General features: G+C 63.5%; 22 protein-coding genes, 2 tRNA genes and 1 pseudogene. 11 read left to right on the forward strand and 14 right to left on the reverse strand.

Annotated features, from left to right (window positions below):
- Positions 1–19: 19 nt before the first annotated feature.
- Complete coding sequence (locus tag EXZ48_RS10465; protein WP_130515821.1) at positions 20–907, reverse strand: M10 family metallopeptidase C-terminal domain-containing protein; 888 nt, start codon at positions 905–907, stop codon at positions 20–22.
- 183 nt (positions 908–1,090) lie between these two features.
- Positions 1,091–1,166, reverse strand: a tRNA-Lys gene (locus EXZ48_RS10470).
- Between the two features lie 229 nt (positions 1,167–1,395).
- On the opposite strand from EXZ48_RS10470, the gene EXZ48_RS10475 reads away from it, so the two are divergent.
- Both EXZ48_RS10475 and EXZ48_RS10480 read left to right on the forward strand, forming a co-directional pair.
- Positions 1,396–2,145, forward strand: a complete 750-nt coding sequence (locus EXZ48_RS10475) for a cytochrome c biogenesis CcdA family protein (protein WP_037408391.1) — start codon at positions 1,396–1,398, stop codon at positions 2,143–2,145.
- A 144-nt stretch (positions 2,146–2,289) separates the two neighbouring features.
- Positions 2,290–3,252 carry an AEC family transporter gene (locus tag EXZ48_RS10480; RefSeq protein WP_050746779.1) on the forward strand — a complete coding sequence of 321 codons (963 nt, stop codon included), beginning with the start codon at positions 2,290–2,292 and terminating at the stop codon, positions 3,250–3,252.
- Here EXZ48_RS10480 and EXZ48_RS10485 read toward each other — a convergent pair.
- Positions 3,220–4,428 (reverse strand): UbiH/UbiF family hydroxylase, encoded by a 1,209-nt coding sequence (locus EXZ48_RS10485; RefSeq protein ID WP_130515823.1) that lies wholly within the window; start codon positions 4,426–4,428, stop codon positions 3,220–3,222. The genes EXZ48_RS10480 and EXZ48_RS10485 overlap by 33 nt on opposite strands.
- 244 nt (positions 4,429–4,672) lie before the next feature.
- Between EXZ48_RS10485 and pcsA the strand changes: the two genes are divergently transcribed.
- The 7 genes from pcsA (at position 4,673) to EXZ48_RS10520 (ending at position 12,044) form a co-directional block, all read left to right on the forward strand.
- A complete protein-coding gene (gene pcsA, locus EXZ48_RS10490) occupies positions 4,673–5,395 on the forward strand; it encodes a phosphatidylcholine synthase (protein WP_023513423.1) in 723 nt (240 codons plus the stop codon).
- A gap of 21 nt (positions 5,396–5,416) precedes the next feature.
- Positions 5,417–6,388 (forward strand): quinone oxidoreductase, encoded by a 972-nt coding sequence (locus EXZ48_RS10495; protein WP_130515825.1) that lies wholly within the window; start codon positions 5,417–5,419, stop codon positions 6,386–6,388.
- A 48-nt stretch (positions 6,389–6,436) separates the two neighbouring features.
- A complete protein-coding gene (locus EXZ48_RS10500) occupies positions 6,437–8,008 on the forward strand; it encodes an ABC transporter ATP-binding protein (RefSeq protein ID WP_130515827.1) in 1,572 nt (523 codons plus the stop codon).
- Positions 7,998–9,092, forward strand: coding sequence for an ABC transporter permease (locus tag EXZ48_RS10505; RefSeq protein ID WP_023513426.1), 1,095 nt, complete (start codon positions 7,998–8,000; stop codon positions 9,090–9,092). Before EXZ48_RS10500 ends, EXZ48_RS10505 begins: the two co-directional genes overlap by 11 nt.
- Positions 9,092–10,012, forward strand: a complete 921-nt coding sequence (locus tag EXZ48_RS10510; protein WP_050746776.1) for an ABC transporter permease — start codon at positions 9,092–9,094, stop codon at positions 10,010–10,012. The genes EXZ48_RS10505 and EXZ48_RS10510 overlap by 1 nt, the downstream gene beginning before the upstream one ends.
- Before the next feature lie 51 nt (positions 10,013–10,063).
- Positions 10,064–11,134 carry a BMP family ABC transporter substrate-binding protein gene (locus EXZ48_RS10515; RefSeq protein WP_023513428.1) on the forward strand — a complete coding sequence of 357 codons (1,071 nt, stop codon included), beginning with the start codon at positions 10,064–10,066 and terminating at the stop codon, positions 11,132–11,134.
- A gap of 202 nt (positions 11,135–11,336) precedes the next feature.
- Entirely contained in the window at positions 11,337–12,044 is a 708-nt protein-coding gene (locus EXZ48_RS10520; protein ID WP_367182441.1) for a FadR/GntR family transcriptional regulator, read from the forward strand.
- 31 nt (positions 12,045–12,075) lie between these two features.
- On the opposite strand, the pseudogene ybaL reads toward EXZ48_RS10520, so the two are convergent.
- From ybaL to EXZ48_RS10540, 4 genes and pseudogenes are all read right to left on the reverse strand, one after another.
- A pseudogene (gene ybaL / locus EXZ48_RS10525) lies at positions 12,076–13,858 on the reverse strand (YbaL family putative K(+) efflux transporter).
- A gap of 79 nt (positions 13,859–13,937) precedes the next feature.
- Positions 13,938–14,285, reverse strand: coding sequence for a hypothetical protein (locus EXZ48_RS10530; protein WP_130515829.1), 348 nt, complete (start codon positions 14,283–14,285; stop codon positions 13,938–13,940).
- Positions 14,286–14,310: 25 nt separating this feature from the next.
- Positions 14,311–14,574 carry a hypothetical protein gene (locus tag EXZ48_RS10535; RefSeq protein ID WP_023513432.1) on the reverse strand — a complete coding sequence of 88 codons (264 nt, stop codon included), beginning with the start codon at positions 14,572–14,574 and terminating at the stop codon, positions 14,311–14,313.
- An 84-nt stretch (positions 14,575–14,658) separates the two neighbouring features.
- Positions 14,659–15,186 (reverse strand): DUF992 domain-containing protein, encoded by a 528-nt coding sequence (locus EXZ48_RS10540; protein WP_023513433.1) that lies wholly within the window; start codon positions 15,184–15,186, stop codon positions 14,659–14,661.
- A 537-nt stretch (positions 15,187–15,723) separates the two neighbouring features.
- Here EXZ48_RS10540 and EXZ48_RS10545 point away from each other — a divergent pair.
- Positions 15,724–15,813 (forward strand) — tRNA-Ser (locus tag EXZ48_RS10545).
- Positions 15,814–15,935: 122 nt separating this feature from the next.
- Here EXZ48_RS10545 and EXZ48_RS10550 read toward each other — a convergent pair.
- The 5 genes from EXZ48_RS10550 to EXZ48_RS10570 all read right to left on the reverse strand — a co-directional run bounded on the left by EXZ48_RS10550 (position 15,936) and on the right by EXZ48_RS10570 (position 20,861).
- Positions 15,936–16,385, reverse strand: a complete 450-nt coding sequence (locus EXZ48_RS10550) for a GNAT family N-acetyltransferase (RefSeq protein ID WP_165909327.1) — start codon at positions 16,383–16,385, stop codon at positions 15,936–15,938.
- A gap of 189 nt (positions 16,386–16,574) precedes the next feature.
- On the reverse strand, positions 16,575–17,351 hold the full coding sequence (locus EXZ48_RS10555) for an amino acid ABC transporter ATP-binding protein (RefSeq protein WP_130515833.1): 777 nt from the start codon (positions 17,349–17,351) through the stop codon (positions 16,575–16,577).
- 19 nt (positions 17,352–17,370) lie between these two features.
- Positions 17,371–18,525, reverse strand: coding sequence for an amino acid ABC transporter permease (locus tag EXZ48_RS10560; RefSeq protein ID WP_050744026.1), 1,155 nt, complete (start codon positions 18,523–18,525; stop codon positions 17,371–17,373).
- 1 nt (position 18,526) lies between these two features.
- The gene (locus EXZ48_RS10565) at positions 18,527–19,735 is read right to left on the reverse strand and encodes an amino acid ABC transporter permease (protein WP_130515835.1); all 1,209 of its coding nucleotides are present in this window, start codon (positions 19,733–19,735) and stop codon (positions 18,527–18,529) included.
- A gap of 97 nt (positions 19,736–19,832) precedes the next feature.
- The gene (locus tag EXZ48_RS10570; protein ID WP_023515490.1) at positions 19,833–20,861 is read right to left on the reverse strand and encodes an amino acid ABC transporter substrate-binding protein; all 1,029 of its coding nucleotides are present in this window, start codon (positions 20,859–20,861) and stop codon (positions 19,833–19,835) included.
- 357 nt (positions 20,862–21,218) lie between these two features.
- Here EXZ48_RS10570 and EXZ48_RS10575 point away from each other — a divergent pair, with 357 nt between their 5' ends.
- Positions 21,219–22,409: a cystathionine beta-lyase gene (locus EXZ48_RS10575; RefSeq protein ID WP_130515838.1), complete on the forward strand. Its 1,191-nt coding sequence runs from the start codon at positions 21,219–21,221 to the stop codon at positions 22,407–22,409.
- 90 nt (positions 22,410–22,499) lie between these two features.
- Here EXZ48_RS10575 and EXZ48_RS10580 read toward each other — a convergent pair whose 3' ends face one another.
- Positions 22,500–23,660 carry an FAD-dependent monooxygenase gene (locus tag EXZ48_RS10580; RefSeq protein ID WP_130515840.1) on the reverse strand — a complete coding sequence of 387 codons (1,161 nt, stop codon included), beginning with the start codon at positions 23,658–23,660 and terminating at the stop codon, positions 22,500–22,502.
- A gap of 22 nt (positions 23,661–23,682) precedes the next feature.
- The gene (locus tag EXZ48_RS10585; protein ID WP_023516619.1) at positions 23,683–23,931 is read right to left on the reverse strand and encodes a zinc-finger domain-containing protein; all 249 of its coding nucleotides are present in this window, start codon (positions 23,929–23,931) and stop codon (positions 23,683–23,685) included.
- Positions 23,932–24,037: the final 106 nt, after the last annotated feature.

Here is a 24,037-nt window from a genome sequence, read left to right on the forward strand (position 1 = left end):
GGCCGCACGCGCGGCCGCCTCAGAACTCGAAAAGGTCGAAGTGGAAGATGACCGAGCCTTTGAGACGAACCATGAAGTCCGCCTTTCCGTCACCATTCGTGTCGCCCAGCAGCAGCGTTTCCCTACCGCTCTTTTCGTAACGCAGTTCTCCGGCCTCTTTCGAGAACTTGTCCTGCGCGATGAACTTGAAATCCTGGGTTCCCGGTCTCTTTGTATTGGCGTCCCAGAGGTGCAGGTCGATCCTGTCGCCATCCTTCGCACTGAAATCCGTAATCAGGTCGGCCGTTTTCTTTGTCTTTCCGGTATCGCCCTTGCGGAAAATGAACAGGTCGGCGTCTCCCCCGCCCGTCAGCACATCCGCGCCTTTGCCGCCGGTGATGTAATCGATGGTTTTGCCACCTTTCAGGACGTTGGCCTTGGCGGTGCCGTTCATTTCATTGGCGAACAGCACATCGATCCTGACATAGCTCTCCTTCGTGAACGAACCGCCCCGCCAATCGATCAGCATCCATTCGCTTCCGTAGGCGATATCGGATCGCTCCAGCCAATGCAGGTTCGTATCCAGACGGAAGCCAGCGATCGGCGGCAGCTCGTTGTTCACGTCGAGGATATGCGGCCCGTTCGGTACATAGAGGGTGAACAGGCCCGTTTCATAGAACTTGATGTTGATGCCGGAACCGGTGAAGTCCATCGAGAAAATGCCCCCCGTCGGGTTCTTTTCCCAGCCGCCCGGCGAATCTGACGCGCTTTGCGTCTGGGCCGTCGTGATTTCCTCGCCAAGGCCGACTCGCTTCAGACCCCAGCCGGCATAAGGCATGCCCCAAAGATGCTTCGGATCCGGCGTGTTCACTCCATTGACGCGATAGAACCAGTAATCGATCTGAATAGTCTTGTTATCAAATGACATTTTATGCGCTCGAATGCACGAATCTAGAGCACAAGGTTAGAAGACCCATGCTTGCCGGAAACTTAACGGGCGCAATTACGGGTGGCCGCCCAAAGGTTGCACAGCCGCATCGTGAGCGGGCCTTTAGAAGGCCTGGCCTCCAAGGGCGATACGCCAAATTTTGTCGGTGTCACTGGGGTCTTGTGGTGAGCGCGCAGGGATTCGAACCCTGGACCTACTGATTAAAAGTCAGTTGCTCTACCGGCTGAGCTACGCGCTCCCTGGCGGTGCGAAGGTGCCCCGCGGAAGTGGGCGGAACATAGGCAGGAGCATTTGCCGGGTCAACCCGGAAAATGCGGCGAAAAACAGCTTTTGCTGCATTTGGTCGCGTTCTCCAAAAGGTGATTGGCAGGAGAGGACTTCGGCGGATACTACGAAGCGCAATTGGAGGGGCGGACATGGCCGGTTTCGCGCCGGCCCGTCTGTCCCCGCCGCTGCGGAGTAGTTCATTGTCGATCGCTGATATTTCCCTGTTGAGCGCGCTTCTTGCCGGAGCCCTCTCGTTCCTGTCTCCCTGCGTCCTGCCGCTCGTCCCGCCCTATCTCTGTTACATGGCGGGCATTTCCGTTGAGCAGTTCAAGGGCGGCGATGCGGTGGCCGTGCGGCGCGAGACGCGCGGGGCCGTGCTTCTGGCCGCCTTCTGTTTCACGCTCGGTTTTGCCACGGTGTTCGTGGCACTCGGGGCAGGCGCCTCGACGATCGGCATGGTGCTCCGCCGGCATCTCGACATTCTCGCGCAGATCGGCGGCGTCATCATCATCCTGATGGGCCTGCATTTTCTCGGCCTGCTGCGGATCGGGCTGTTTGCCCGCGAAGCGCGCTTCCAGGGGGGAGGCAAGCCGGCGACGGCGTCCGGCGCCTATATCATGGGCCTGGCCTTCGCCTTCGGCTGGACGCCCTGCATCGGACCGGTTCTGGGGGCGATCCTCGGCGTTGCCGCGGCGCGCGAAACGGTCGGCGACGGTGCCGTCCTGCTTGCGGTCTATTCGCTCGGGCTTGCGGTGCCGTTCTGGATCGCGGCCGGGTTCTCCGGCGCCTTCATGCGCTTCCTCATGCGCTTCCGCCGTCATCTCGGCACGGTGGAGAAGGTGATGGGCGTTCTGCTTGTCCTCACCGGCCTCGCCTTCATCTTCGGCTATATCAGTGCCGTCGCCATCTGGTTCCAGCAAACGTTTCCCATTCTCTCGCAAATCGGCTAACCGGGGATGTGACCTGAAGCGCGCTGCGATCCTCGCGGAATCGAATCCCGGCGTGTCGGGCCTTCGATTCTTCGCATATCGTGCGCGCCCAGCGGCCTGCATTTGCGCGATATGCCCCAGGCAAGCGGGAGCACGCTTCGGTGCATGGCTGAGATCATCGGACTTGTATTGCCGTTCTTTGGCATGATTCTTCTCGGCTACGTGGTCGCGCGCATCACGCGCCAGCCGGTCGAGGCGCTCGGCTGGCTCAACACCTTCATCATCTACATCGCGCTGCCGGCCCTGTTCTTCAAGCTGGTGGCCAAGACGCCGATCGAACAACTGACGCGCGTCGACTTCATCCTCGCCAATATCAGCGCGACCTATCTCGTCTTCGGTCTGATCTTCGCCATCGGGCTCTGGGTGCGGCGGGCGGCGATAAGCGAGGCGACGATCCAGGGCCTGGCCGCCGCCTATGGCAATATCGGCTATATGGGGCCGGGGCTGGCGCTGCTCGCCTTCGGCGAGCCGGCGGCGGTGCCGGTGGCGCTGGTCTTCTGCTTCGAGAACATGCTGCATTTCATGGTCGCGCCCGCGCTGATGGCGCTTGCCGGCGGGGAGAAGCAGCCGGTGCTCAAGATCGCCGGCGGCGTGGTGCGCAAGATCGTCACCCATCCCTTCATCATCGCGACGGCGGCGGGCTTCGCCGCGGCCTTTGCCGGCTTCGAGCCGCCGGCGCCGCTGCAGCGGCTGATCGACTATCTCGCGCAGGCGGCGGCGCCCTGCGCGCTCTTTGCCATGGGCGTCACGCTGGCGCTTCGGCCCCTCAAGCGGGTGCCGGTGGAGATCGGCTATATCGTGCCGGCAAAGCTGCTGCTGCTGCCGGTGGCCATGTATCTGATGCTCGGGCTTGCCGGTAATTTCGATCCGGTCTGGGTCTTTACCGCGGTGCTGCTCGCGGCCCTGCCGACGGCGACCAATGTCTTCGTCATCGGCCAGCAATACGGGGTGTGGCAGGAACGGGCGTCGGCGACCATCCTCATCACGACGGTGCTGTCCGTTGCGACGGTGACGGTCCTGCTCTACCTCATCAAGTCAGGCCTGCTTCCGGGCGACCCGTTCCCGTAGACCATCGCGAAAGGCCTTCAACGAACCGAGCGGCTCGATGCCTTCGCGCATGACGATGCTGCGCAGGGGACCGAGGGCGGAGAGCAGGTGCAGGCCGGCCGAGCGCAGGAACTGCACGGGCAGGAAATCGGAGAGCAGCGAGCGGTTGAGCAGGTCGACGCTCAGTGTGCGCGAGCGGATGTCCGCCTGCCGCTTACGGTCGAAGCGCTCGCCGATCTCCGCGTCGGTTGCCGGCGCTGCGCCCTGGACCAGTTCTTTCAGCACCATGATGTCACGCAGGCTGAGATTGAGGCCCTGCGCGCCGATCGGCGGGAAGGCATGGGCGGCCTCGCCGAGGAGCACGATGCGGCCCTTGCCGAAGCGCTCGGCCGTCATGCCGGAAAGCGGGAAACTCTGCGTGGAGCCTTCCACGGTGACCTTGCCGAGCATGGATTGCATGCGTGTTTCCACCGCATGGCCGAGTTCCGTTGCGGAGAGGTCCTTGAGGCGCGCGGCTTCCTTCGGCGGCAGCACCCAGACGAGGCTGGAGCGGTTGCCGGGCAGGGGAACCTGCGTGAAAGGGCCGCTCTCGGTGTGGAACTCCGTCGAGACATTGCCGTGCGGGCGCTCGTGCGAAAAGTTGAGCACGAGGGCCGCCTGGGGATAGGACCAGGCCTTGACGGCGATCCCGGCACTGTCGCGGATCTTTGATTTCCTCCCGTCGGCGCCGGCAACAAGGCCGGCCAGAATACGCTCGCCGTCGTCGAGGGTGAGCTCCACGCCCTGCTCGAAGGCATTGGCGGCCGTCACGCCGCTCTCGATCCGCTCGATCGTGCCGATTGCAGCGATGCGGGCGTCGAGCACCGCGAGGAAGGGCGCGTTGGGAATGTTGTAGCCGAAGGCCTCGAGCCCGACCTCGCCGGAACGGAAGACGACGGGCGGTGCGCGCAAGAGCCGCGCGGTGCCGTCGAGGATCTGCATGGTTTCGAGGGCCGCGGCGTGGCGGGCGATCTCCTCCCACAGGCCCAGCGTCCTGAGGAAGGCGATGGACTGGTCCATAAGGGCCGTGGTGCGGCCGTCATTGGCGCGGGCGGGCGGAGCGATCAGCGCAACGCGCGCGCCCGAATCGGCAAGCGCCAGCGCCGCGAGGCTGCCGGCAAGACCGGCGCCGACGACCGCGATATCGAATTGTCTCATGGCCGACCTCCGAAGCGTCAAGCGTTACCCACAGGTTTGGGGTGCTTCTAGCGGCAGACCCTAGGCCGGCAAAGAGGCAATTTCCATGGGATGAATCGGCGCAGGGTGTGAAGTCGGGTGATCGGTGACCGATTTCTACTGGCGATACAGGGCAATCAATGCATATTACGGACAGTGACACCGCGTAAGAGGGCATGTCGGCGGACCGCCGGCGAAAACCCCAGGGAATGGACTGCGAAGGGCTATGAAGTTTTTCAACTACAAACGCGTACCCTACGCGGAGATTCGTGCTTTTTCCGTTCATATCCTGACGGCATCCGGCTCCTTCCTCGCCTTTCTGGGGGTGGTGGCCGCGGCCGAGCACCGTTTTGTCGACATGTTCTGGTGGCTGGGCCTGGCGCTGCTCGTCGACGGCATCGACGGGCCGATCGCCCGCAAGGTGCGTGTCAAGGAAGTGCTGCCAAACTGGTCCGGCGACACGCTGGACAACGTCATCGACTACGTGACCTACGTGCTCTTGCCGGCCTTTGCGCTCTACCAGAGCGGCATGATCGGCGAGCCATGGTCTTTCGTGGCGGCTGGAGCGATCGTCGTGTCGAGCGCCATCTATTATGCCGATATGGGCATGAAGACGGACGAATACTTCTTCTCCGGCTTTCCCGTCGTCTGGAACATGGTGGTGTTCACGCTTTTCGTCATCCAGGCGAGTGAGCTGACCGCGTCGATCATCGTCTTCGTCTCCGTCTTCCTCACCTTCATGCCGATCAATTTCCTGCATCCGGTGCGCGTCCAGCGGCTGCGGGCGCTGAATCTCGCAGTCTTCTTCCTCTGGGCGCTGCTCAGCGGATATGCGCTGCTCTTGCACTTCGATACGCCGGCCTGGGTGGTCTGGGGCGTGGTGGCGACGGGGATCTATCTCTATGTCGTCGGCGCCGTGCTGCAGGTCTTTCCCAATCTCGGCCGGTAGACATATCAGGGAGATTTTCTGATGACCAAGGCGATCGTCGTCCGCAGCCTCGGCGGACCGGAAGTACTGAAGCTCGAAGACGTGGCGCTCGACGCGCCGGGACCGGGCGAGGTGCAGATCAAGCAGGCCGCGGTTGGCCTCAATTTCATCGATGTCTATTTTCGTACGGGGCTCTACAAGGCCGAGCCGCCGTTCATTCCCGGCAAGGAAGGGGCGGGCACGATCACAGCGCTCGGCGAGGGCGTCACGGATTTTGCGATCGGCGACCGCGTTGCCTATGCGTCGGCGGACGGCGCCTATGCGGCCGAACGCAACGTCGCGACGAAACATCTCGTAAAGGTGCCGGATGGCATCTCGCTGGAAACGGCGGCGGCCATGATGCTGAAAGGCATGACGGCGCAATACCTGCTGCTCCAGACCTATCAGGTCAGGCCCGGCAGCGTGATCCTCTTTCATGCCGCCGCTGGCGGTGTCGGGCTCATTGCCGGGCAATGGGCGAAGGCGCTCGGAGCGACGGTCATCGGCACGGCGGGCTCTCAGGCGAAGATCGATCTCGCGCTCGCCAACGGTTACGACCATGTCATCGATTACGGCAAGGAAGACTTCGTCGCGCGGGTGCGCGAACTGACGGGCGGGGCGGGCGTCGACGTCGTCTACGATTCCGTCGGCAAGGATACATTCCCGAAGTCGCTGGACTGCCTGAAGCCGCGTGGCCTCTTCGTCAGCTTCGGCAACTCCTCCGGCCCCGTCGATGCTTTCAACATGGGGTTGCTTGCGCAGAAGGGCTCGCTCTACGCCACGCGCCCGACGCTCTTTGCCTATATCGCCACGCGCGAGGCGCTGGATGCATGTGCAAACTCGCTCTTTGATGTTGTGCAAAGCAACAAAGTGCGTATCAATATTCATCAGACTTATCCGTTGGCCGAGGCGGGACGCGCGCACACGGATCTGGAAGCAAGAAAAACGAGTGGAACGACGTTGCTCATTCCCTGACACGACCCGAACGGGCGGCAGGATGGGTTTGCAGGAAAGAGGGGAAGAGTGTCAGCCGTTGGAGCGTCCGGGGGCAGCCCGTTGCTGGCTGTCCGCAGCCTGACCAAACTGTTTGGTTCATTTGCCGCGTGTAACGCCATCGATCTCGACATCCAGCCGGGCGAAATCCACGCCCTGTTGGGCGAGAACGGGGCCGGCAAGTCCACGCTCGTCAAGATGCTCTTCGGCGTTCTGGCGCCGACCAACGGGCAGATCCTGTGGAAGGGCGACCCCGTGCGCATTCCGAGCCCGGGTGCTGCCCGCCGGCTCGGCATCGGCATGGTCTTCCAGCACTTTTCGCTCTTCGAGGCGTTGACGGTTGCGGAAAACATCGCGCTGTCGCTGAGCCCGGGCATCTCGCTTTCGAAGGTGGCGGAAGAGGCCTCGCGCCTTTCCCATCTCTACGGCCTGCCGCTCGATCCGAAGGCGCATGTCGCGGACCTTTCGGTCGGCGAACGCCAGCGCATCGAGATCGTGCGTGCGCTGCTGCAGAACCCGGAACTCATCATCCTCGACGAGCCGACCTCGGTGCTGACGCCGCAGGAGGCCGACCGGCTGTTCGAGACGCTGGCCAAGCTGAAGGCCGAGGGCCGTTCGGTGCTCTATATCAGCCACCGCCTCGAAGAGGTGCAGCGCATCTGCGATCGCGCCACGGTACTGCGTCACGGCAAGGTGACCGGCGCCTGTGATCCGCGCCAGGAAACGCCAGCCTCGCTGGCCCGCATGATGGTTGGCAGCGATGTCGCCTCGGTGACGGCGGCAGGCACCAATACGAAGGGTGACGTGCTGCTCGAAGCCCGGCACCTTAGCGTTCCCGCGCGCACGCCCTTTGCCGTCGCGCTGAAGAATGTCTGTCTGAAGGTGCGGGGCGGCGAGGTTCTGGCGATCGCGGGCGTTGCCGGCAACGGCCAGGGCGAGCTGTTTGACGCGCTCTCGGGCGAATATCCGGTGCTTGATGCCACCGCCGTTTCCATCCGCGGCAAGGCGGCCGGCAATCTCGGCATCACGGCGCGCCGGCTGATGGGCGCCGGCTTCGTCCCTGAGGAACGTCACGGCCATGCCGCCGTGCCGGCGCTGCCGCTTTCCGACAATCTCGTCCTGGCGCGCAACCAGTCGGATCGCAAGACGTTTCTTGCCGGTGGCGTGCTCGGTGTCATCCGCCATGCTGTCGTGCGTATCGCCTCGAAGCGCATTTCCGAGACGATGGACGTGCGCAAGAGCGGCGAGGATCCGGCGGCCGGCTCGCTCTCCGGCGGCAACCTGCAGAAATACATCGTCGGGCGCGAGCTCGACCGCCAGCCCGCCGTGCTGATCGTCAACCAGCCGACCTGGGGCGTCGATGCGGGCGCGGCAAGCCGCATCCGCCAGGCGCTCGTCGATCTCGCGAAAGCCGGCTCGGCGGTGCTCGTTGTCAGCCAGGACCTCGACGAGATCTTCGAAGTCGCAACCGAGATCGCCGTCATCAGCGAAGGGCGGCTTTCCGACGTCTATCCGGCGCATGAACTCACCCGCGAGAAGATCGGCCTCCTGATGGGCGGTATGTACGGCAAGACGGAAGGCGAGGTGGCCCATGCGCATTGAACTGGAAAAGCGCGCCAATCCCTCGACGCTCTACTCCATCCTCTCGCCGTTCCTCGCCCTCGGCCTGACGGTGATCGCCGGCGGCATCATGTTCGCGCTGATCGGCAAGGATCCGGTCTCGGCGCTCTACAGCTTTTTCATCGAGCCGCTGCTCGACATCTGGTCGCTGCACGAGATCGCCATCAAGGCTGCGCCGCTGATCCTCATCGGCGCCGGCCTTTCGATCTGCTATCGCTCGAACAACTGGAACATCGGCGCCGAGGGCCAGTTCATCATGGGGGCGATTGCCGGCGCCATCGTGCCCGTTGTCTTCCACGACTGGCATTCGCCGCTCGTCCTGCCGCTGATGTTGATCTGCGGCATGATCGGTGGCGCGCTCTATGCCGCCATCCCCGCCTTCCTCAAGGCGCATATGAACACCAACGAGATCCTGACGAGCCTGATGCTGGTCTATATCGCGCAGCTCTTCCTCGACTGGCTGGTGCGGGGTCCCTGGCGTAGCCCGGATGCCTACAACTTCCCTGTCACACGGGATTTCGCGCCGGAAGCGATCCTGCCGGAACTCATCGCGTCGGGAAGGGCCAATCTGGGCTTCGCCTTCGCCATCATAGCCGCCGTCGGTCTGTGGATCATGATGCGCTATACGCTGAAGGGCTTCGAGATCACCGTTCTCGGCCAGTCGGAGCGGGCTGGGCGCTTTGCCGGCTTTTCGTCGAAGCGCATGATCTGGTTCTCGATGCTACTGTCCGGTGCGCTTGCCGGTCTTGCCGGCATCTCCGAGGTCAGCGGCACCATCGGCAAGCTGCAGCCGATCATTTCGCCCGGCTACGGCTTTACCGCGATCATCGTCGCCTTCCTCGGCCGCCTCAATCCGCTCGGCATCATCGCCGCTGGCCTGTTCCTGGCGCTCACTTATGTGGGCGGCGAGGCGGTACAGCTGACGCTCAGCGTTTCCGACAAGGTGACGCGCGTCTTCCAGGGGCTGCTCCTGTTCTTCGTGCTCTCCTGCGACACGCTCATCCGATACAAGATCCGGCTGGTCTTCTCGCGGTTCAGTCCGTCCAGCGAAGGCGGAGCGCACTGATGGGTATCATTGAAGCCATCCTTCTCACCGTCATCACCGCGGCGACGCCGCTGGTGCTGGCCTCCCTCGGTGAACTCGTCAGCGAGCGGGCCGGTGTGCTCAATCTCGGTGTCGAGGGCATGATGGTCATGGGCGCGGTGCTGGCTTTTGCCGTGACCCAGTCGACGGGATCGCCTTATATCGGTGTTCTTGCCGGCATTGCCTGCGGCGCGCTGTTCTCGCTGCTTTTCGGCTTCCTGACGCTGACGCTCGTCGCAAACCAGGTGGCGACCGGCCTTGCACTCACCATTCTCGGCCTCGGCATTTCCGGCCAGATCGGCGAGCCCTATGTCGGCATGTCCGGCGTCAAGCTCCAGCCGATCGTCATCCCACTGCTGTCGGACATTCCCTTCCTCGGCCCGCTGCTTTTCAAGCAGGACATCATCTTCTACCTGTCGATCGCGCTCGTCTTCGGCGTCAACTGGTTCCTGTTCCGCAGCCGCGCGGGCCTGAAGGTGCGGGCGATCGGCGACAGCCACGCCTCGGCCCATGCCCTCGGCATTCACGTCATCCGCACACGCTATCTTGCGGTGATGTTCGGCGGCGCCTGCGCGGGGCTTGCCGGTGCTCAGCTTTCGCTGGTCTATACGCCGCAATGGGTCGAGAACATGTCCGCCGGCCGCGGCTGGATCGCGCTGGCGCTTGTCGTCTTCGCCTCCTGGCGCCCCTGGCGGTTGCTGGCGGGCGGCTATCTCTTCGGCGCGGTGTCGATCAGCCAGCTGCATGCCCAGGCGCTCGGCCTTGGCATCCCCTCACAGCTGCTGTCGGCGCTTCCCTACATCGCCACGGTTGTCGTCCTCATCCTGATATCGCACAATCGGCGGATGACGCTGATCAACACGCCTGCCTCGCTTGGAAAACCGTTCGTGCCCGACCGGTGACGAAGAACAAGAAGACGGGAACACCACTCCTGATAACCTAAAGAGGATAAAATGAAGAAAATCATTCTCGCTCTCGCAACCTCGACGGCCGTTCTCGGCTTTGCCGCTGCCGCAAGCGCCCAGGACAAGACGAAAATCTGCTTCATCTATGTCGGCTCCAAGACCGACGGCGGCTGGACCCAGGCGCACGATATCGGCCGCCAGGCACTTCAGACCGAATTCGGCGACAAGATCGAGACGCCCTTCCTCGAAAACGTGCCGGAAGGCCCGGATGCCGAGCGTGCGATCGAGCGCATGGCCCGTTCTGGCTGCGCGCTGGTCTTCACCACCTCGTTCGGCTTCATGGACGCCACGATCAAGGTCGCCGCAAAGTTTCCGGACGTGAAGTTCGAACACGCGACGGGCTTCAAGTCCGCCCCGAACGTCGCGACCTACAATGCGCGTTTCTATGAAGGCCGCTATATCCAGGGCCTGATCGCCGCGAAGATGTCGCAGAAGGGCGTTGCCGGTTACATCGCTTCCTTCCCGATCCCGGAAGTTGTCATGGGCATCAATGCCTTCGTGCACGGCGCACAGTCGATCAACCCGGATTTCAAGGTCAAGGTCATCTGGGCAAACACCTGGTTCGACCCGGGCAAGGAAGCCGACGCTGCCAAGGCGCTGATCGACCAGGGTGTGGACATCCTGACCCAGCACACGGACACGACCGCGCCGATGCAGGTTGCCTCCGAGCGCGGCATCAAGGCCTTCGGCCAGGCCTCGGACATGATCGCGGCCGGCCCGAACACCCAGCTCACCGCCATCGTCGACACCTGGGGTGCTTATTACATCAAGCGCACCAAGGCGGTTCTGGACGGCAGCTGGAAGTCGGAGCAAGTCTGGGATGGCCTGAAGGACGGCATCCTCACCATGGCGCCCTACACCAACATGCCGGACGACGTGAAGAAGCTGGCGGAAGAGGCGGAAGCCAAGATCCGCGCAGGCGAACTGCACCCCTATACCGGCCCGATCAAGAAGCAGGACGGCTCGGACTGGCTGGCCGATGGCGCTGTTGCCGACGACGGCACGCTGCTCGGCATGAACTTCTACATCGCCGGCGTCGACGACCAGCTGCCGAAGTAAGCTGAAGCTGACCCATTCCAGCACGGAAGGCGCCCCATCGGGGCGCCTTTTTCGTTTGTGAAGGGCCGATGACGCGAACGGCCTTTGCGGAATCGGCGGCGCGCTCTATACCTGCCGAATGGCTTTGGACCAAAATGGGTGGTCCTTGGCGGAGGAGGGGACGTCGTTGCGCAGGGGTTTGTTAGAAACCGTCATCAGCGGGATGAACACGCGTACCAGTCACGCGCAGGTTGTCAACGAACTGGGCAGGGCAATCATTGCCGGCGACTATCCCGTCGGCGCGACCTTGCCCGGCGATGCCGAGCTTGCCGCGCGTTTCAAGGTCTCCCGAACGGTGCTGCGCGAAGCGATGAAAACGCTGGCCGCCAAGGGGCTCGTCGTGCCGCGCGCGCGAATCGGCACGCGGGTGACGCCGAACACCCAGTGGAACCTCTTCGACAGCGATATCCTCACCTGGTATTTCGCCGTCGGCGTCAACGAGGCGTTCCTGCTGCATCTGTCCGAAGTGCGTCTCGCCTTCGAGCCGCAGGCGGCGGCGCTGGCGGCGCGCCACGCGACGGAGGCCGATATCAGCCAGATGATGCGCCTTGCCGTCGCCATGGGGGATCCAGAACACACGGCGGAAACGCTGGCCATGGCCGACCTGAAGTTCCACCTCTCCGTGCTCGAGGCCTCGCGCAATCCCTTCCTGCGCACGCTCGGCAGCCTCATCGAGGCAGGTCTCGTCGGCGCGTTCAAGCTCTCCTCGCCTGCCGCTGACCGTGGCAAGATCGGCGATGTCTCGACCAGCCACATCCGCATCGTCGAGGAGATCGACAAGCGGGACGAGGACGGTGCGCGCCGGGCGATGGAGAACGTCATCAAGGTCGGGCGCGAACGCGTCGTGCAGGCGCTGCGCGAAGGCATGTAGCGCGGCCGTGTTGTGTAAAAGCGTGCGCCCGTCAGAGTGATGACGGTGCGGTGAGGTTGAGTTCGCCCTGCACGCCATCCTCCTCGCGTGCCGGCCGAGCCTCCCCGGAAAGCAGGCGGTCCGCCATGGCCGCGGCGACCTCTTCCTTGTCAATCACGATATGGTTGGCGCCGAACTGGCGCAGGTGATCGGCCTCCGCCCCGGATGCCGCCCGCGCCACGATGCGGATTGCGCCATTGGCGGCGCGCGCCTGCTCGATCAGCGTCCCGGCTGCAAAGGCATCCGGTATCGCCGTCACGAACCAGCGTGCGCCGGCAATGTTTGCCTGCAGGAGCACGCCGCGCCCGCCTGCGGGTTCGCCGATCGCCTCGATGCCGCTTTCCCGCAGGGCTTCTGCCACGCCGGCCCGCTCCTCGATGACCAGTACCGGCATGCCGGCGGCGCGCAGCCGCTCGACGATACGCTTGCCGACCCGGCCGTAGCCCACGACGATCGCATGCTCGATGAGTGCCGTCGGTTCGGGAATGTCCTCGGCCGCTTCTTCCGGCTGGGGCACGGCGGCCGTGCTGCCGTCCGCCTCCTGTGCTGCTGCAGCATCCAGCCTCGCGCCATAGTGATCGACGGCCATGAAGAGAAGCGGATTGACCAGGATCGAGAACAGCGCACCGGCCACGACAAGATCTTGCGCTACGGCCGGCAGGAGATCGAGCCCGACCCCGAGCACGACGAGGATGAAGGAGAATTCGCCGATCTGGGCGAGGCTTGCGGCAATGACCAGCGCGATGGTGCGCGGATAACCGAAGGCCTTGACGATGAGATAGGCGGCGGCCGACTTGATGAAGACGATGGTGATAAAGGTGGCAAGGATCGCCAGCGGCCGCTCGATCAGGTTGACCGGGTTGAACAGCATGCCGACGGAGACGAAGAAGAGTACGGCAAAGGCATCGCGCAGCGGCAGCGTTTCCCGCGCCGCCTGCTGGCTGAGCTGCGATTCCGCCAGCACCATGCCGGCAAAGAAGGCGCCGAGGGCGAAGGAGACGCCGAATAATTTCGCAGAGCCGTAGGCGACGCCGAGCGCGATGGCGAGCACGGACAGGCGGAAGAGCTCGCGCGAGCCCGTATGCGCCACGTAGTGCAGGATCATCGGGATGACCTTGCGGCCGACGACGAGCATCAGCGCGATGAAGGCCGAGACCTTGAGCGCCGTCACACCCACCGCCGTCCAGAGCGCGCCGATGCCGAGCGCCCGCGTCAGCTCCGGATCGACCGGCCGTCTGCGCCGTGCCGCCCAGCACGCCGGCGAGCGGCGGCAGCAGCACGAGGGTCAGCACCATGACGAGGTCCTCGACGATCAGCCAGCCGACCGCGATCCGGCCCCGCTCCGTCTCCACCATGCGGCGCTCCTGCAGGGCGCGCAGCAGCACCACGGTGCTGGCGACGGAAAGCGACAGGCCGAAGACGAAGCCGCTGCCGGCAGACCAGCCCATCGCCAGTGCAAGCAGGAGGCCGAAGAGGGTCGCCACGACGATCTGGCCGATCGCTCCGGGAATGGCGATGGCCCGCACGGAGAGGAGATCCTTCAGCGAAAAATGCAGGCCGACGCCGAACATCAGCAGGATGACGCCGATTTCCGCGAGCTCGTTCGCCAGCTTCTGGTCGGCGACGAAACCGGGCGTGAACGGGCCGATGACGACGCCGGCAAGAAGGTAGCCGGCGATCGGCGGCAGGCGGAAGCGATGTGCGACCAGCCCCGCCAGGAAGGCGAGGCAGATACCGGCAACCAGGGTTGCGATCAGCGGTGTCGCATGGGGCAAGCGCGTCTATCCTTAATTCGTGGGAATTCAAGAGGATAGGGTAGGGCCGTCGGCCCCGTCGCGCAAGGCGGGAACGCCGTCAATCGTCGTTGCTGGCGTTCAGCTCTTCCGGCCGTTTGCCCTCGTCCGTGGCATGGGTTGCAAGCTGTGCCGCACCCATCGACTGGTATAGGTTGAAGAGCGCTTCACTCGCCCGGGCGGCGAGGCGGAACCAGTCGTCGTTGCCGGCGATGGCGGGATGGTGGAGAAGCTGGTCGTCGACGAGGTCGAGCACGATGGATGCCGTGTGTACCGCCTCGTGGAAGCCGAAGGAGCCGGACGCATAGTGCGACAGCAGTTCGGGGGGCGTCATCGCCCGCTCCTGCGCGAGGATGTCGAGCTGCCTCAGCCGTTCGTCTTCCAGTTCGATGTCGGTGCTTTCCAGCATTGTCGTCTCCATGGCCTGCATCACCTCAGAAATACTCGATTCGCGTGTAGCGGTGGATCAGGAGAAGCGAACGATCCGGCTGGATGCGGTAGGTTTCCACAACGGGGCGGCCATAGCGATCGTTGAACGTGTGCTCGAACGTGCTGCCGATCGGCGCCTTGGTGAGTTTGGTGCGCGGCTGGCCGCCATAGGTGATGCTGCCCGGAATGGGCTCCACCGCGCGGGTGCCATCCGTCGTGCAGGCGGCAAGGAAAAGTGCGGCGAAAGCGGCGAGGGCGATACGGGTCATGTGAAACTCCTCCCGTGCAACTCTACCAGAACGCCGGCGCGCGGCAAAAGAAAAGGGCGGCCGAAGCCGCCCGTCTCTGCCGTATCAGCCCTGCGGCGTGAGGGTCACCGATGTGCCGGTGGCCGCAAGGTTCAGACCGATCTGGCCGCTGACGCTGATCGTCTGCAGGTGGATCGACCCGGAGGTGCCGCCGATGAGCACGTTGGTGCCGACGCCGAAGCCAAGCGTCGCTTCGGCTGTCGCCCCCTGATAGAGGCCGCCGAGCGAGCCCTGGTGGTAGCCGGCCGTCGGGGCGAAGACCGCCCAGACGATGCGGCCCTGCGTGGTGAAGCCGAGGTCGACGCCCATCTTGCGGATGACGCCGCTATAGGTGTCCTGCTCGCCGCGGGTGGACGAGAAGACGCAATCGACGCTCTTGGCCGAGCCGATGACATAACCGACGCCGCCGCCGACGTCGCAGGTCAGCATGCCGATCTTCACGCCGTCGCGATCACCCCCGCGCTCGACATAGGTCGGGGCGGGATCGCGTGCCACCATGTCGGCCGCGCCAGCGGTCGTTGCGAAAGCTTGCGCAAGGCCCAGCGCAAGGATCGTTCCAAGCTTCTTGTTCATTTGTGCACTCCTTCTAACTGGCACGGTAATGGCGAATCCGGTGCATTGGTTCCCGGCCGCAGGTCATCTCATGGAGAAGATCGTGGCAGAGTGTGGGCAGGTAACGATTTGATAAGATATTGCACCGGCCGCATAACGCGGCATTTGCCGGGCGAGGCTTTTCGACCACAGGCAGGGACTGCGCCCCGTGAGCGCCTGATGGCCGAAAACAAAAAAGGCCGGGGCGAAAACGCACCGACCTTCCTCATCATCACCTTTTCACCAATGCCAGTACATCCGTGGTCAAGGGCATCAGGTGATGCGGCCATTGCGAGCGGCAGAAGCTTTCCAGCGCTCATCAGCAATGCCGATGACGGCTATATAGGAGGGCATTGTGTTCAAAACAAGATGTTGGCGACGAAGTCTGCCGCTAGTCGGCCCTCGCACGTTGACGATGCAGCCAAAGCTGCTACAAAGCCGGCATCGCCTGAAGGATGGGGCCGGCGGAGACCGGTTGCACATCGCTCCAAAGCCGGCAGGCTTTGGCCTTCAGACAGGGGAAGAGTGTCCGAGTGGTTTAAGGAACCGGTCTTGAAAACCGGCGTGCGGGAGACCGTACCGTGGGTTCGAATCCCACCTCTTCCGCCAATGGCGACCAATCGCTTGCCGTTTTAGCTGCTCGCTGCGGATTTCCGGAAGGCAAGATAGTATTCTTGGAACCGTGTAAAAGCCTACCGATGTTTCGGCTTGGCGAGTGGCGGCACAACCTTTCAGATCAGGTCCTTCTTTAATCCGACTGCGGATGCAAACTCCGTCGCGACCATCGTTGTAAAGCGGTATCCTGACGCTTCGTAGAATGGGCGTGCGCGTTCGCCTGCCACGACATGCAGTGTTCTGGCTCCGAGTGTTGCGGCTTGACGCTCAGCGTGGACAAGGAGCGTGCTACCTACCCCTCTTCGCCATGCTTCGGGCGCAACGAAGAGGTCTTCCAGTTCGGCCTGAACAGCATTCCTGCCGGGAAGGACCGTCGCGAAGCCGACGAGCTCACCCCCAAGCTCTGCGACAATGACATGCGGCAGATGCGCGACCGGGACCTCGCTTGCCTCGGGCAGGGCTTTCAGTTGTTCAATATGGTCTCCCCACGCCAACGACGCCCGTAGCTTGAGGGCGCCGAGGATAGCTCTGTCCCCTGTTCGTGCTTGCCGAATGAAGATCGCCATCACGGCTCCCATGCGAATTGTTGCCTTTGTCCCCGGGGAAATTCTTGCCAAGACAGCGGCCGGTATGCGCCCAAGGGCCGGACCTGCGTCGTGTGCTGTCTGTGAACGAAGTGGAATATAATGCAAAAGGCCGAAGCATCTCGCGGGGATGCTCCGGCCTTGCACTGTGCTACGGGACCTTGGCTGCCGCTAGTGCAGGATCTGGCTCAGGAAGAGCCTGGTGCGCTCGTGCTGCGGGTTGTCGAAGAACTCGGCCGGCGAGTTCTGCTCGACGATCTGGCCCTGGTCCATGAAGATCACCCGGTTGGCGACCTGACGGGCAAAGCCCATTTCGTGCGTCACGCACAGCATGGTCATGCCTTCCTCGGCCAGCGACACCATGGTGTCGAGCACTTCCTTGACCATTTCCGGATCGAGCGCCGACGTCGGCTCGTCGAACAGCATGATCTTCGGCTTCATGCACAGCGAACGGGCGATCGCCACGCGCTGCTGCTGGCCGCCGGAGAGCTGGCCGGGATACTTGTTCGCCTGTTCCGGAATCTTGACGCGCTTGAGGTAGTGCATCGCCACTTCCTCGGCTTCCTTCTTCGGCATCTTGCGCACCCAGATCGGGGCGAGCGTGCAGTTTTCGAGGATCGTCAGATGCGGGAAGAGGTTGAAGTGCTGGAACACCATGCCGACCTCGCGGCGCACCTCGTCGATCTTTTTCAGATCGTTGGTGAGCTCGATGCCATCGACGACGATCTGACCCTTCTGATGCTCTTCCAGGCGGTTGATGCAGCGGATCATCGTCGACTTGCCGGAGCCCGACGGGCCGGCGATGACGATGCGTTCGCCCTTCATGACTTTGAGATTGATGTCCCGCAGCACGTGGAAATCGCCGTACCACTTGTTCATGTTGACGATCTCGACGGCGACGTCCGTCGCGGAGACCGTCATCTGTTGCGCCTGGGCCTGGTTTGCCATTGTTGTTGTTTCCTCTCAGTTATCTCTTGTGGTTCGTGTCGAGCCGGCGTTCCACGAAGGCCGAATAGCGCGACATGCCGAAGCAGAAAATCCAGAACACGAAGCCGGCGAAGATCAGGCCTGTCAACGGTGTGACCGGCGTGATCCAGCCCGAATCCCCAAAACTCGCCTTCACGATGCCGAGCAGGTCATACATCGAAATGATCGTGACGAGGGAGGTATCCTTGAACATGCCGATGAAGGTGTTCACGATACCGGGGATCACGAGTTTGATGGCCTGCGGAAGCACGACGAAGGTCATTTTGTGGAAGTAGTTTAGACCAAGAGCGTCGGCCGCTTCATATTGTCCTTTCGGAATGGCTTGAAGACCACCGCGAATAACCTCCGCCATATAGGCGGATGCGAAGATCGACACACCGATCAGCGCGCGCAGGAACTTGTCGATATTGTTGCCTGGCTCGAGGAACAGCGGCAGGAGCACGCTGGCCATGAAGAGAACGGTGATCAGCGGCACGCCGCGGATCAGTTCGATGAAGGCGATGCAGACCGTCTTCAGGATCGGCATGGTCGAGCGGCGGCCGAGCGCCAGCAGGATACCGGCGGGCAGCGACACGACGATGCCGACGAAGGAGATGATGAGCGTCACCATCAATCCGCCCCACAGCGAGGTCTCCACATGGCGCAGACCGAACGAGCCGCCAAGCAGCAGGAAGAAGGAGACGACCGGGAAGACGACGAGCAGCAGGAGCGCGTTCAGCCCCTTGCGCGGCGCCTTCGGCATCAGGAACGGGATGAGCAGGCCGACGAACATGACGACGACGAGCAGCGGGCGCCACAGCTGGTCGCGTGGATAGGAGCCGAACATGAACTGCACGAAGCGGTCGTTCACATAGGCCCAGCATGCGCCGCTCCAGCCGGCGGGAAGCTGGCCGCCCTGCTCGGTGGTGAGGCACGCCATGCGGTCGGTCCCGGTCCACACGGCGGAGACGAACAGCCAGTTGAGGGCTGCCGGCAGGTACCAGACGATCGCCAGGATGGCGACAATGGTCATTGCACCGTCGGTGACGGACGCAAAGAGGTTGCGATGGATCCAGGCGAAGACCGAACGGTCGGAGGACGGCGGCTTTTCCGCTTCGAGGAACCGGTCGCGGACATAGGTAATGCTTTCAGCCATCTCAGCGCTCCACCAGGGCCATCTTGGCGTTGAACCAGTTCATGAACAGCGAGGTTATGAGGCTGATCGAGACATAGATCAGCATCCAGATCGAGATGATCTCGATCGACTTGCCGGACTGGTTGAGGATGGTGCCGCCGACCGCGACGAGGTCGGCATAACCGACGGCGACCGCGAGCGAGGAGTTCTTGATGAGGTTGAGATACTGCGAGGTGAGCGGCGGAATGATGATCCTGAGCGCCTGCGGCAGCACGACGAGGCGGGTCGCCTGGCCGGGGCGTAGCCCCAGCGCATAGGAGGCTTCCGACTGGCCCTTGGACACGCCGCGGATGCCGGCGCGCACGATCTCGGCGATGAACGAGGCCGTGTAGAGCGACAGCGCGAGGTAGAGTGCCAGGAATTCCGGCCCGATGACCATGCCGCCCTTCATGTTGAAGGAGCCCGGCACCGCGTAGTCGAGCGTCACGGGGCTGCCCATGACGAGGAAGACGAGGAAGGGAAAGAGCACGATCAGGCCGAGATTGACCCACAGCACCGGTGGGCGCTGGCCCGTGGCACGCTGGCGCGCATTGGCCCAGACGGTAAAGGCGATGGCGGCAAGAACGCCGATCACAAAGGCGGATGCCACGACCCCGAAGCCCTCGCCGAAGACCGGCGCCGGCATGTAGATGCCGCGGTTCGAGATGAAGAAGACGGCGTCCGGATCCTCCTTGAGATGCTGGAAGATGGTGCGGATCGACGGCAGCAGGGCGAGAACGCCGAGATACCAGAAGAAGATGACGAGCAACGGCGGAATGTTGCGGAAGATTTCCACATAGACCGTGCAGAGCCGGGCGATCAGCCAGTTGTGCGACAGCCGCCCGATACCGACGAGCAGGCCGACGATCGTCGCGGTGATAATGCCGGCTACGGCGACGACGAGCGTGTTGATGAGACCGACCTGGAGCGCCCGGAAATAGGTCGAGTCGCTCGAATAGGCGATCAATGTCTGCGCGAGGTCGAAGCCGGCGCGGCTGTTCAGAAAGCCGAATCCGGCCGTCATGTTGGCACGCGCGAGGTTCTGGACGACGTTGTTCCACGCGTACCAGACGGCCGAGATGATCACGACGAGCGTGACGACCTGATAGACGATGCTTCTCAGTGCCGGATTGTAGAGAAGAGATACCTTCGGCGGTTCGCCGGACCCTGTTCGGGCATCCGCAAGAGCCATGCATTTCCCCTGACGTTGGTTCGCCCTGTTTTCCGGGCGTTCTGTTTAAAGGGGAGGGCAGCTATCTGCCCTCCCGGAAGGAGTGTGCGCGAACCGCTTAGCGGACCGGCGGTGCGTACTGCAGGCCGCCCTTCGTCCACAGCGCATTCAGGCCGCGGGCGATCTTGAGCGGGGAACCTTCGCCGACATTGCGCTCGAAGGATTCACCGTAGTTGCCGACGGCCTTGATGATCTGCACGGCCCAGTCCTTCGGCAGACCGAGGTCGGCGCCGATCGTCGAATCAGCCTCTTCGCCGAGGAAGCGCTTGATGTCCGGGTTGGCGGACTTCTTCATCTCCTCGACATTGGCCGTCGTGATGCCGAACTCTTCGGCAGCCACCATCGCATAATGCGACCAGGTCACGATGTCGAACCACTTCGAATCGTTCTGGCGAACGGCCGGGCCGAGCGGCTCCTTGGAGATGATTTCCGGCAGAACCATGTGGTCGTCCGGATTGGCCATCTTCAGGCGGATGGAGTAGAGGCCCGAGGCGTCGGTCGTATAAGCGTCGCAACGGCCGGCATTGTAGGCGGCGTCCGCTTCGTCCTGCGCTTCGAAGACGACCGGCTTGAAGTCCATGTTGTTGGAGCGGAAGTAGTCGGCAAGGTTCAGTTCCGTCGTCGTGCCGGACTGGACGCAGACGGAGGCACCGGACAGTTCCAGCGCGGACTTCACGCCGAGTTCCTTCTTCACCATGAAGCCCTGGCCGTCATAGTAGTTCACGGCGCGGAAATCGAAGCCGAGCTGCGAATCGCGGCTGACGCTCCAGGTGGTGTTGCGGGCAAGAAGATCGATTTCGCCCGACTGCAGGGCTGGGAAGCGGTCCTTGGCCGAGAGCGGGGTGAATTTCACCTTGGTGGCATCGCCGAAGACGGCTGCGGCCACGGCCTTGCAGAGATCGACGTCGAGGCCAGCCCAGTTGCCCGACGAATCCTGCGCGCCGAAACCGGCGAGGTTCGAACCGTTCACGCCGCACTGCACGAAGCCCTTGGCCTTCACGTCAGAGAGCGTGTCTGCCTGTGCTGCCGTCGCGCCAAGCCCCAGTACGGCAGCGCCAACGAGCGCCGTCACGATTTTTTTTGCCATTTTTTCACAACCTTTTTCTGTTGTCTTTGTTTTGTCCGCAGGCCCCGCACCCTTTGACGGGCGCGCCCATGGAACTCGCCACCCTCCCGGCGCGAGGTTGCTTATCTCATGCTCAAAATTTCACAGGGTCAAGTGAGCGCCGCCATTTTCCGGCCGGTAACCTAAATTTGTCGGCGATTGCTGTGGTTTTGGGCGAAAAATCGTGGATTTGTGCAGAAAACCGCTCAAAAAATTCGCGTCTTTCCCACTTGAAGCGCTTTGGAAGCTGCGTCCACGCTGTCGCATGGGGTTGACCTGTCGCCGCGCCTGTCCAAAAGTCGGCGCCTCAAATTCCCTCCTGCCTTCCTCGGATCGATCATGAAAAACAGAGACGAAATCCTCGCCGGCGCCGGCGTGAACACCCGCCTTGCCCATGCCGGAAACGACCCGGCGGACTACCACGGTTTCGTCAATCCGCCCGTCGTTCACGCCTCTACCGTGCTCTTTCCCGATGCGGCGACCATGGAAAGCCGGGCGCAGAAATACACCTACGGCACGCGCGGCACGCCGACGACGGACGCGCTTTGCGCGGCGATCGACGAGCTGGAAGGCTCGGCCGGCACCATCCTCGTGCCCTCGGGTCTTGCCGCCGTCACCGTGCCGTTCCTCGCTTTCCTGTCGGCAGGCGACCATGCGCTCATCGTCGATTCGGTCTACCATCCGACCCGCCATTTCTGCGACACCATGCTGAAGCGCCTCGGCGTTACGGTCGAATACTACGACCCGGCCATCGGTGCCGGCATCGCGGCGCTGATCCGGCCGAACACAAGGCTGGTGCATACGGAGGCGCCCGGCTCCAACACCTTCGAGATGCAGGACATCCCGGCGATCGCTGCCGTCGCGCACAAGCACGGCGCCGTGGTCAGCATGGACAACACCTGGGCGACACCGCTTTATTTCCGCCCGCTGGATTTCGGCGTCGACATCTCCATCCATGCGGCGACGAAATATCCGGCCGGCCATTCGGATGTGCTGTTCGGCACGGTCTCGGCCAATGCGGCCCATTGGGAACAGCTGCACGAGACTCAGATCACGCTCGGCACCTGCGCCTCGCCCGACGATGCCTACCAGGTGCTGCGCGGGCTGCGCACCATGGGCGTACGGCTGGAGCGGCACCAGGAAAGTGCGCTCGAGCTGGCGCGCTGGCTGGAGGGTGTCGACGACGTTTCCCGCGTATTGCACCCGGCTCTGCCGAGCTTCCCCGGCCATGACCTCTGGAAGCGCGACTTCAAGGGCGCAAGCGGCATCTTCTCCATCGTCCTCAACGGCGGTTCGCCGGAGCGCTACAAGGCGAAGGCCCATGCCTTCCTCGATGCGCTCGGCATTTTCGGCCTTGGCTATTCCTGGGGCGGCTTCGAGTGCCTCGCGGTGCACGTCAATCTCGGCGATCGTCGCGTCGCCAAGGGGCCGGAGGAAGGTCCGGTGCTTCGCCTCCAGATCGGGCTTGAGGACGTGAAGGACATCAAGGCCGACATCGAGCGTGGCCTGGCGGCGGCGCGGGCTGTCTGACAGCTCTTGGGGAGGGCGCGCTGGCGCCCTCTTTGCCCACGCGCGGTCATTTCCGCTCTGTAGGAGAAGCGGGAGATTTCCGGCGCCCGTTCACTCCGGTGTGCGGTAGCCGTAAAGCCAGTCGAGATCGGCGGCGAGGCTTTCGGGCCCGCGCAGCGACAGGACGAGATTGCGGCCGAGCGCGATCGGGCCGCGGGCGTGGTAGGCGAATCGATTGAAGGCGCCGCGGCGGCGCACACTGGCGACCCGCTCGCGGCGGGTCGCCTCGAACTGCCGGAGCGCCTGTGCCGTGTCGGATGTTCGGGCGAGACGGTTTGCCAAGAGCGCCGCATCCTCGATCGCCATCGCTGCGCCCTGGGCGGCAAAAGGCGTCATGGCATGGGCGGCATCGCCGATGAGCGCGAGCTTGCGTCCATCGGTCCAGGCCCCGTCGGGGCATTCGAAAAGCGGCCACATCAGCGGACCGCGCGCTTCTGCGAGCATCTGGCGGATATCGGCGTGCCAGCGTGAGAAGGCATCGAGCAGGCGGGTGCGGGCGGCGGCATCGCCCGTGCGGGACCAGCCGGCGGCCGGTGTCTGCCCATCCGCGTGAAGGGCAACGACATTGAACGCCTGTGCCTCGGCCAGCGGATAGGCGACCAGGTGGGCCTGCGGGCCGAGAAAGGCTGTCACCGTGCGCGGATTGAGGAAGGGCGGCGCGGCGCCATAGGGCACCAGAAAACGCCAGGCGATTGTCCCCGAATACCGCGCCGGCAGGGCGCCTGGCACTGCCTTTCGCAGCGCCGACCAGACACCGTCGGCGGCGATGACCACGTCGGCCGGTGCGATGGCCAAAGCGTCCTCGGCGGTATCGATTCGCCGGCCGGTCGTCAGCGTGCAGAGCGGTTCCCGGCTGACGGCATCTGCCAGTACGGCCTGCAGCGAGGCGCGATGCAGTACGCCATAGGGCGCACCCCAGCGCTTGCGTGCAGCGGCACCGGCCGGGACGGAGGCGAGGGGGGCAAGCATATGGCCCGAGGACAGGAGGATATGGTCCGGTTCGCTCCAGCGCGCGGCAAGGGCATCGAGGAGGCCGAGATCGGCAAGGATGCGCGAGGCGTTGGGCGAAAGCTGCAGGCCGGCGCCGACTTCTTCGAGTGCGGGCGCCTGTTCCAGGACATGCACGGCAATGCCCTTGCGGGCGAGCGCAAGAGCTGCCGTCAGGCCGGCAATGCCGGCCCCGACGATGCATGCGGATTTTCCGGAGGGCATCTCTGCGGCGGCCTTCCGGCCGTCACGCCGCGACCTGGTTGGTGAAGATGCAGCCGGCCGGATCGGTCTGGCTGGCTTTGAGTGCCGGGTTGTAGCGGTAGAGCGTCGAGCAGTAGGGGCAGACCTTCTCGTTGTCGTCGCCCATGTCGAGGAAGACATGCGGGTGGTCATAGGGCACCGAGGCGCCGACGCACATGAACTCCTTCACGCCGATCTCGATCGAGCCATGGCCGCCGTCGTTCTGGAAATGGGGAATGCTGTGGCCAGCCATGTCAATGCTCCTGAAATGCCGTCTTTCTGGCGCGGACCATAGTCGCCTTCACGGCAAATGTGTAGATGCAAAACCGCCGCGCCCCGGGAGATTTCCGCATGCCTGC

The organism is Shinella sp. JR1-6, assembly GCF_004284735.1.
Classification (GTDB): Bacteria; Pseudomonadota; Alphaproteobacteria; order Rhizobiales; family Rhizobiaceae; genus Shinella.

Excerpts from the sequence above, each read along its gene's own strand:
- EXZ48_RS10575 (WP_130515838.1), top strand. The coding sequence starts at position 21,219 with ATGAAAAACAGAGACGAAATCCTCGCCGGCGCCGGCGTGAACACCCGC.
- EXZ48_RS10555 (WP_130515833.1), bottom strand. The coding sequence starts at position 17,351 with ATGGCAAACCAGGCCCAGGCGCAACAGATGACGGTCTCCGCGACGGAC.
- EXZ48_RS10515 (WP_023513428.1), top strand. The coding sequence starts at position 10,064 with ATGAAGAAAATCATTCTCGCTCTCGCAACCTCGACGGCCGTTCTCGGC.
- EXZ48_RS10520 (WP_367182441.1), top strand. The coding sequence starts at position 11,337 with ATGAACACGCGTACCAGTCACGCGCAGGTTGTCAACGAACTGGGCAGG.
- EXZ48_RS10535 (WP_023513432.1), bottom strand. The coding sequence starts at position 14,574 with ATGACCCGTATCGCCCTCGCCGCTTTCGCCGCACTTTTCCTTGCCGCC.
- EXZ48_RS10485 (WP_130515823.1), bottom strand. The coding sequence starts at position 4,428 with ATGAGACAATTCGATATCGCGGTCGTCGGCGCCGGTCTTGCCGGCAGC.
- EXZ48_RS10580 (WP_130515840.1), bottom strand. The coding sequence starts at position 23,660 with ATGCCCTCCGGAAAATCCGCATGCATCGTCGGGGCCGGCATTGCCGGC.
- pcsA (WP_023513423.1), top strand. The coding sequence starts at position 4,673 with ATGAAGTTTTTCAACTACAAACGCGTACCCTACGCGGAGATTCGTGCT.
- EXZ48_RS10510 (WP_050746776.1), top strand. The coding sequence starts at position 9,092 with ATGGGTATCATTGAAGCCATCCTTCTCACCGTCATCACCGCGGCGACG.
- EXZ48_RS10570 (WP_023515490.1), bottom strand. The coding sequence starts at position 20,861 with ATGGCAAAAAAAATCGTGACGGCGCTCGTTGGCGCTGCCGTACTGGGG.
- EXZ48_RS10505 (WP_023513426.1), top strand. The coding sequence starts at position 7,998 with ATGCGCATTGAACTGGAAAAGCGCGCCAATCCCTCGACGCTCTACTCC.
- EXZ48_RS10540 (WP_023513433.1), bottom strand. The coding sequence starts at position 15,186 with ATGAACAAGAAGCTTGGAACGATCCTTGCGCTGGGCCTTGCGCAAGCT.
- EXZ48_RS10465 (WP_130515821.1), bottom strand. The coding sequence starts at position 907 with ATGTCATTTGATAACAAGACTATTCAGATCGATTACTGGTTCTATCGC.
- EXZ48_RS10560 (WP_050744026.1), bottom strand. The coding sequence starts at position 18,525 with ATGGCTGAAAGCATTACCTATGTCCGCGACCGGTTCCTCGAAGCGGAA.
- EXZ48_RS10480 (WP_050746779.1), top strand. The coding sequence starts at position 2,290 with ATGGCTGAGATCATCGGACTTGTATTGCCGTTCTTTGGCATGATTCTT.
- EXZ48_RS10550 (WP_165909327.1), bottom strand. The coding sequence starts at position 16,385 with ATGGCGATCTTCATTCGGCAAGCACGAACAGGGGACAGAGCTATCCTC.
- EXZ48_RS10565 (WP_130515835.1), bottom strand. The coding sequence starts at position 19,735 with ATGGCTCTTGCGGATGCCCGAACAGGGTCCGGCGAACCGCCGAAGGTA.
- EXZ48_RS10530 (WP_130515829.1), bottom strand. The coding sequence starts at position 14,285 with ATGCTGGAAAGCACCGACATCGAACTGGAAGACGAACGGCTGAGGCAG.
- EXZ48_RS10495 (WP_130515825.1), top strand. The coding sequence starts at position 5,417 with ATGACCAAGGCGATCGTCGTCCGCAGCCTCGGCGGACCGGAAGTACTG.
- EXZ48_RS10585 (WP_023516619.1), bottom strand. The coding sequence starts at position 23,931 with ATGGCTGGCCACAGCATTCCCCATTTCCAGAACGACGGCGGCCATGGC.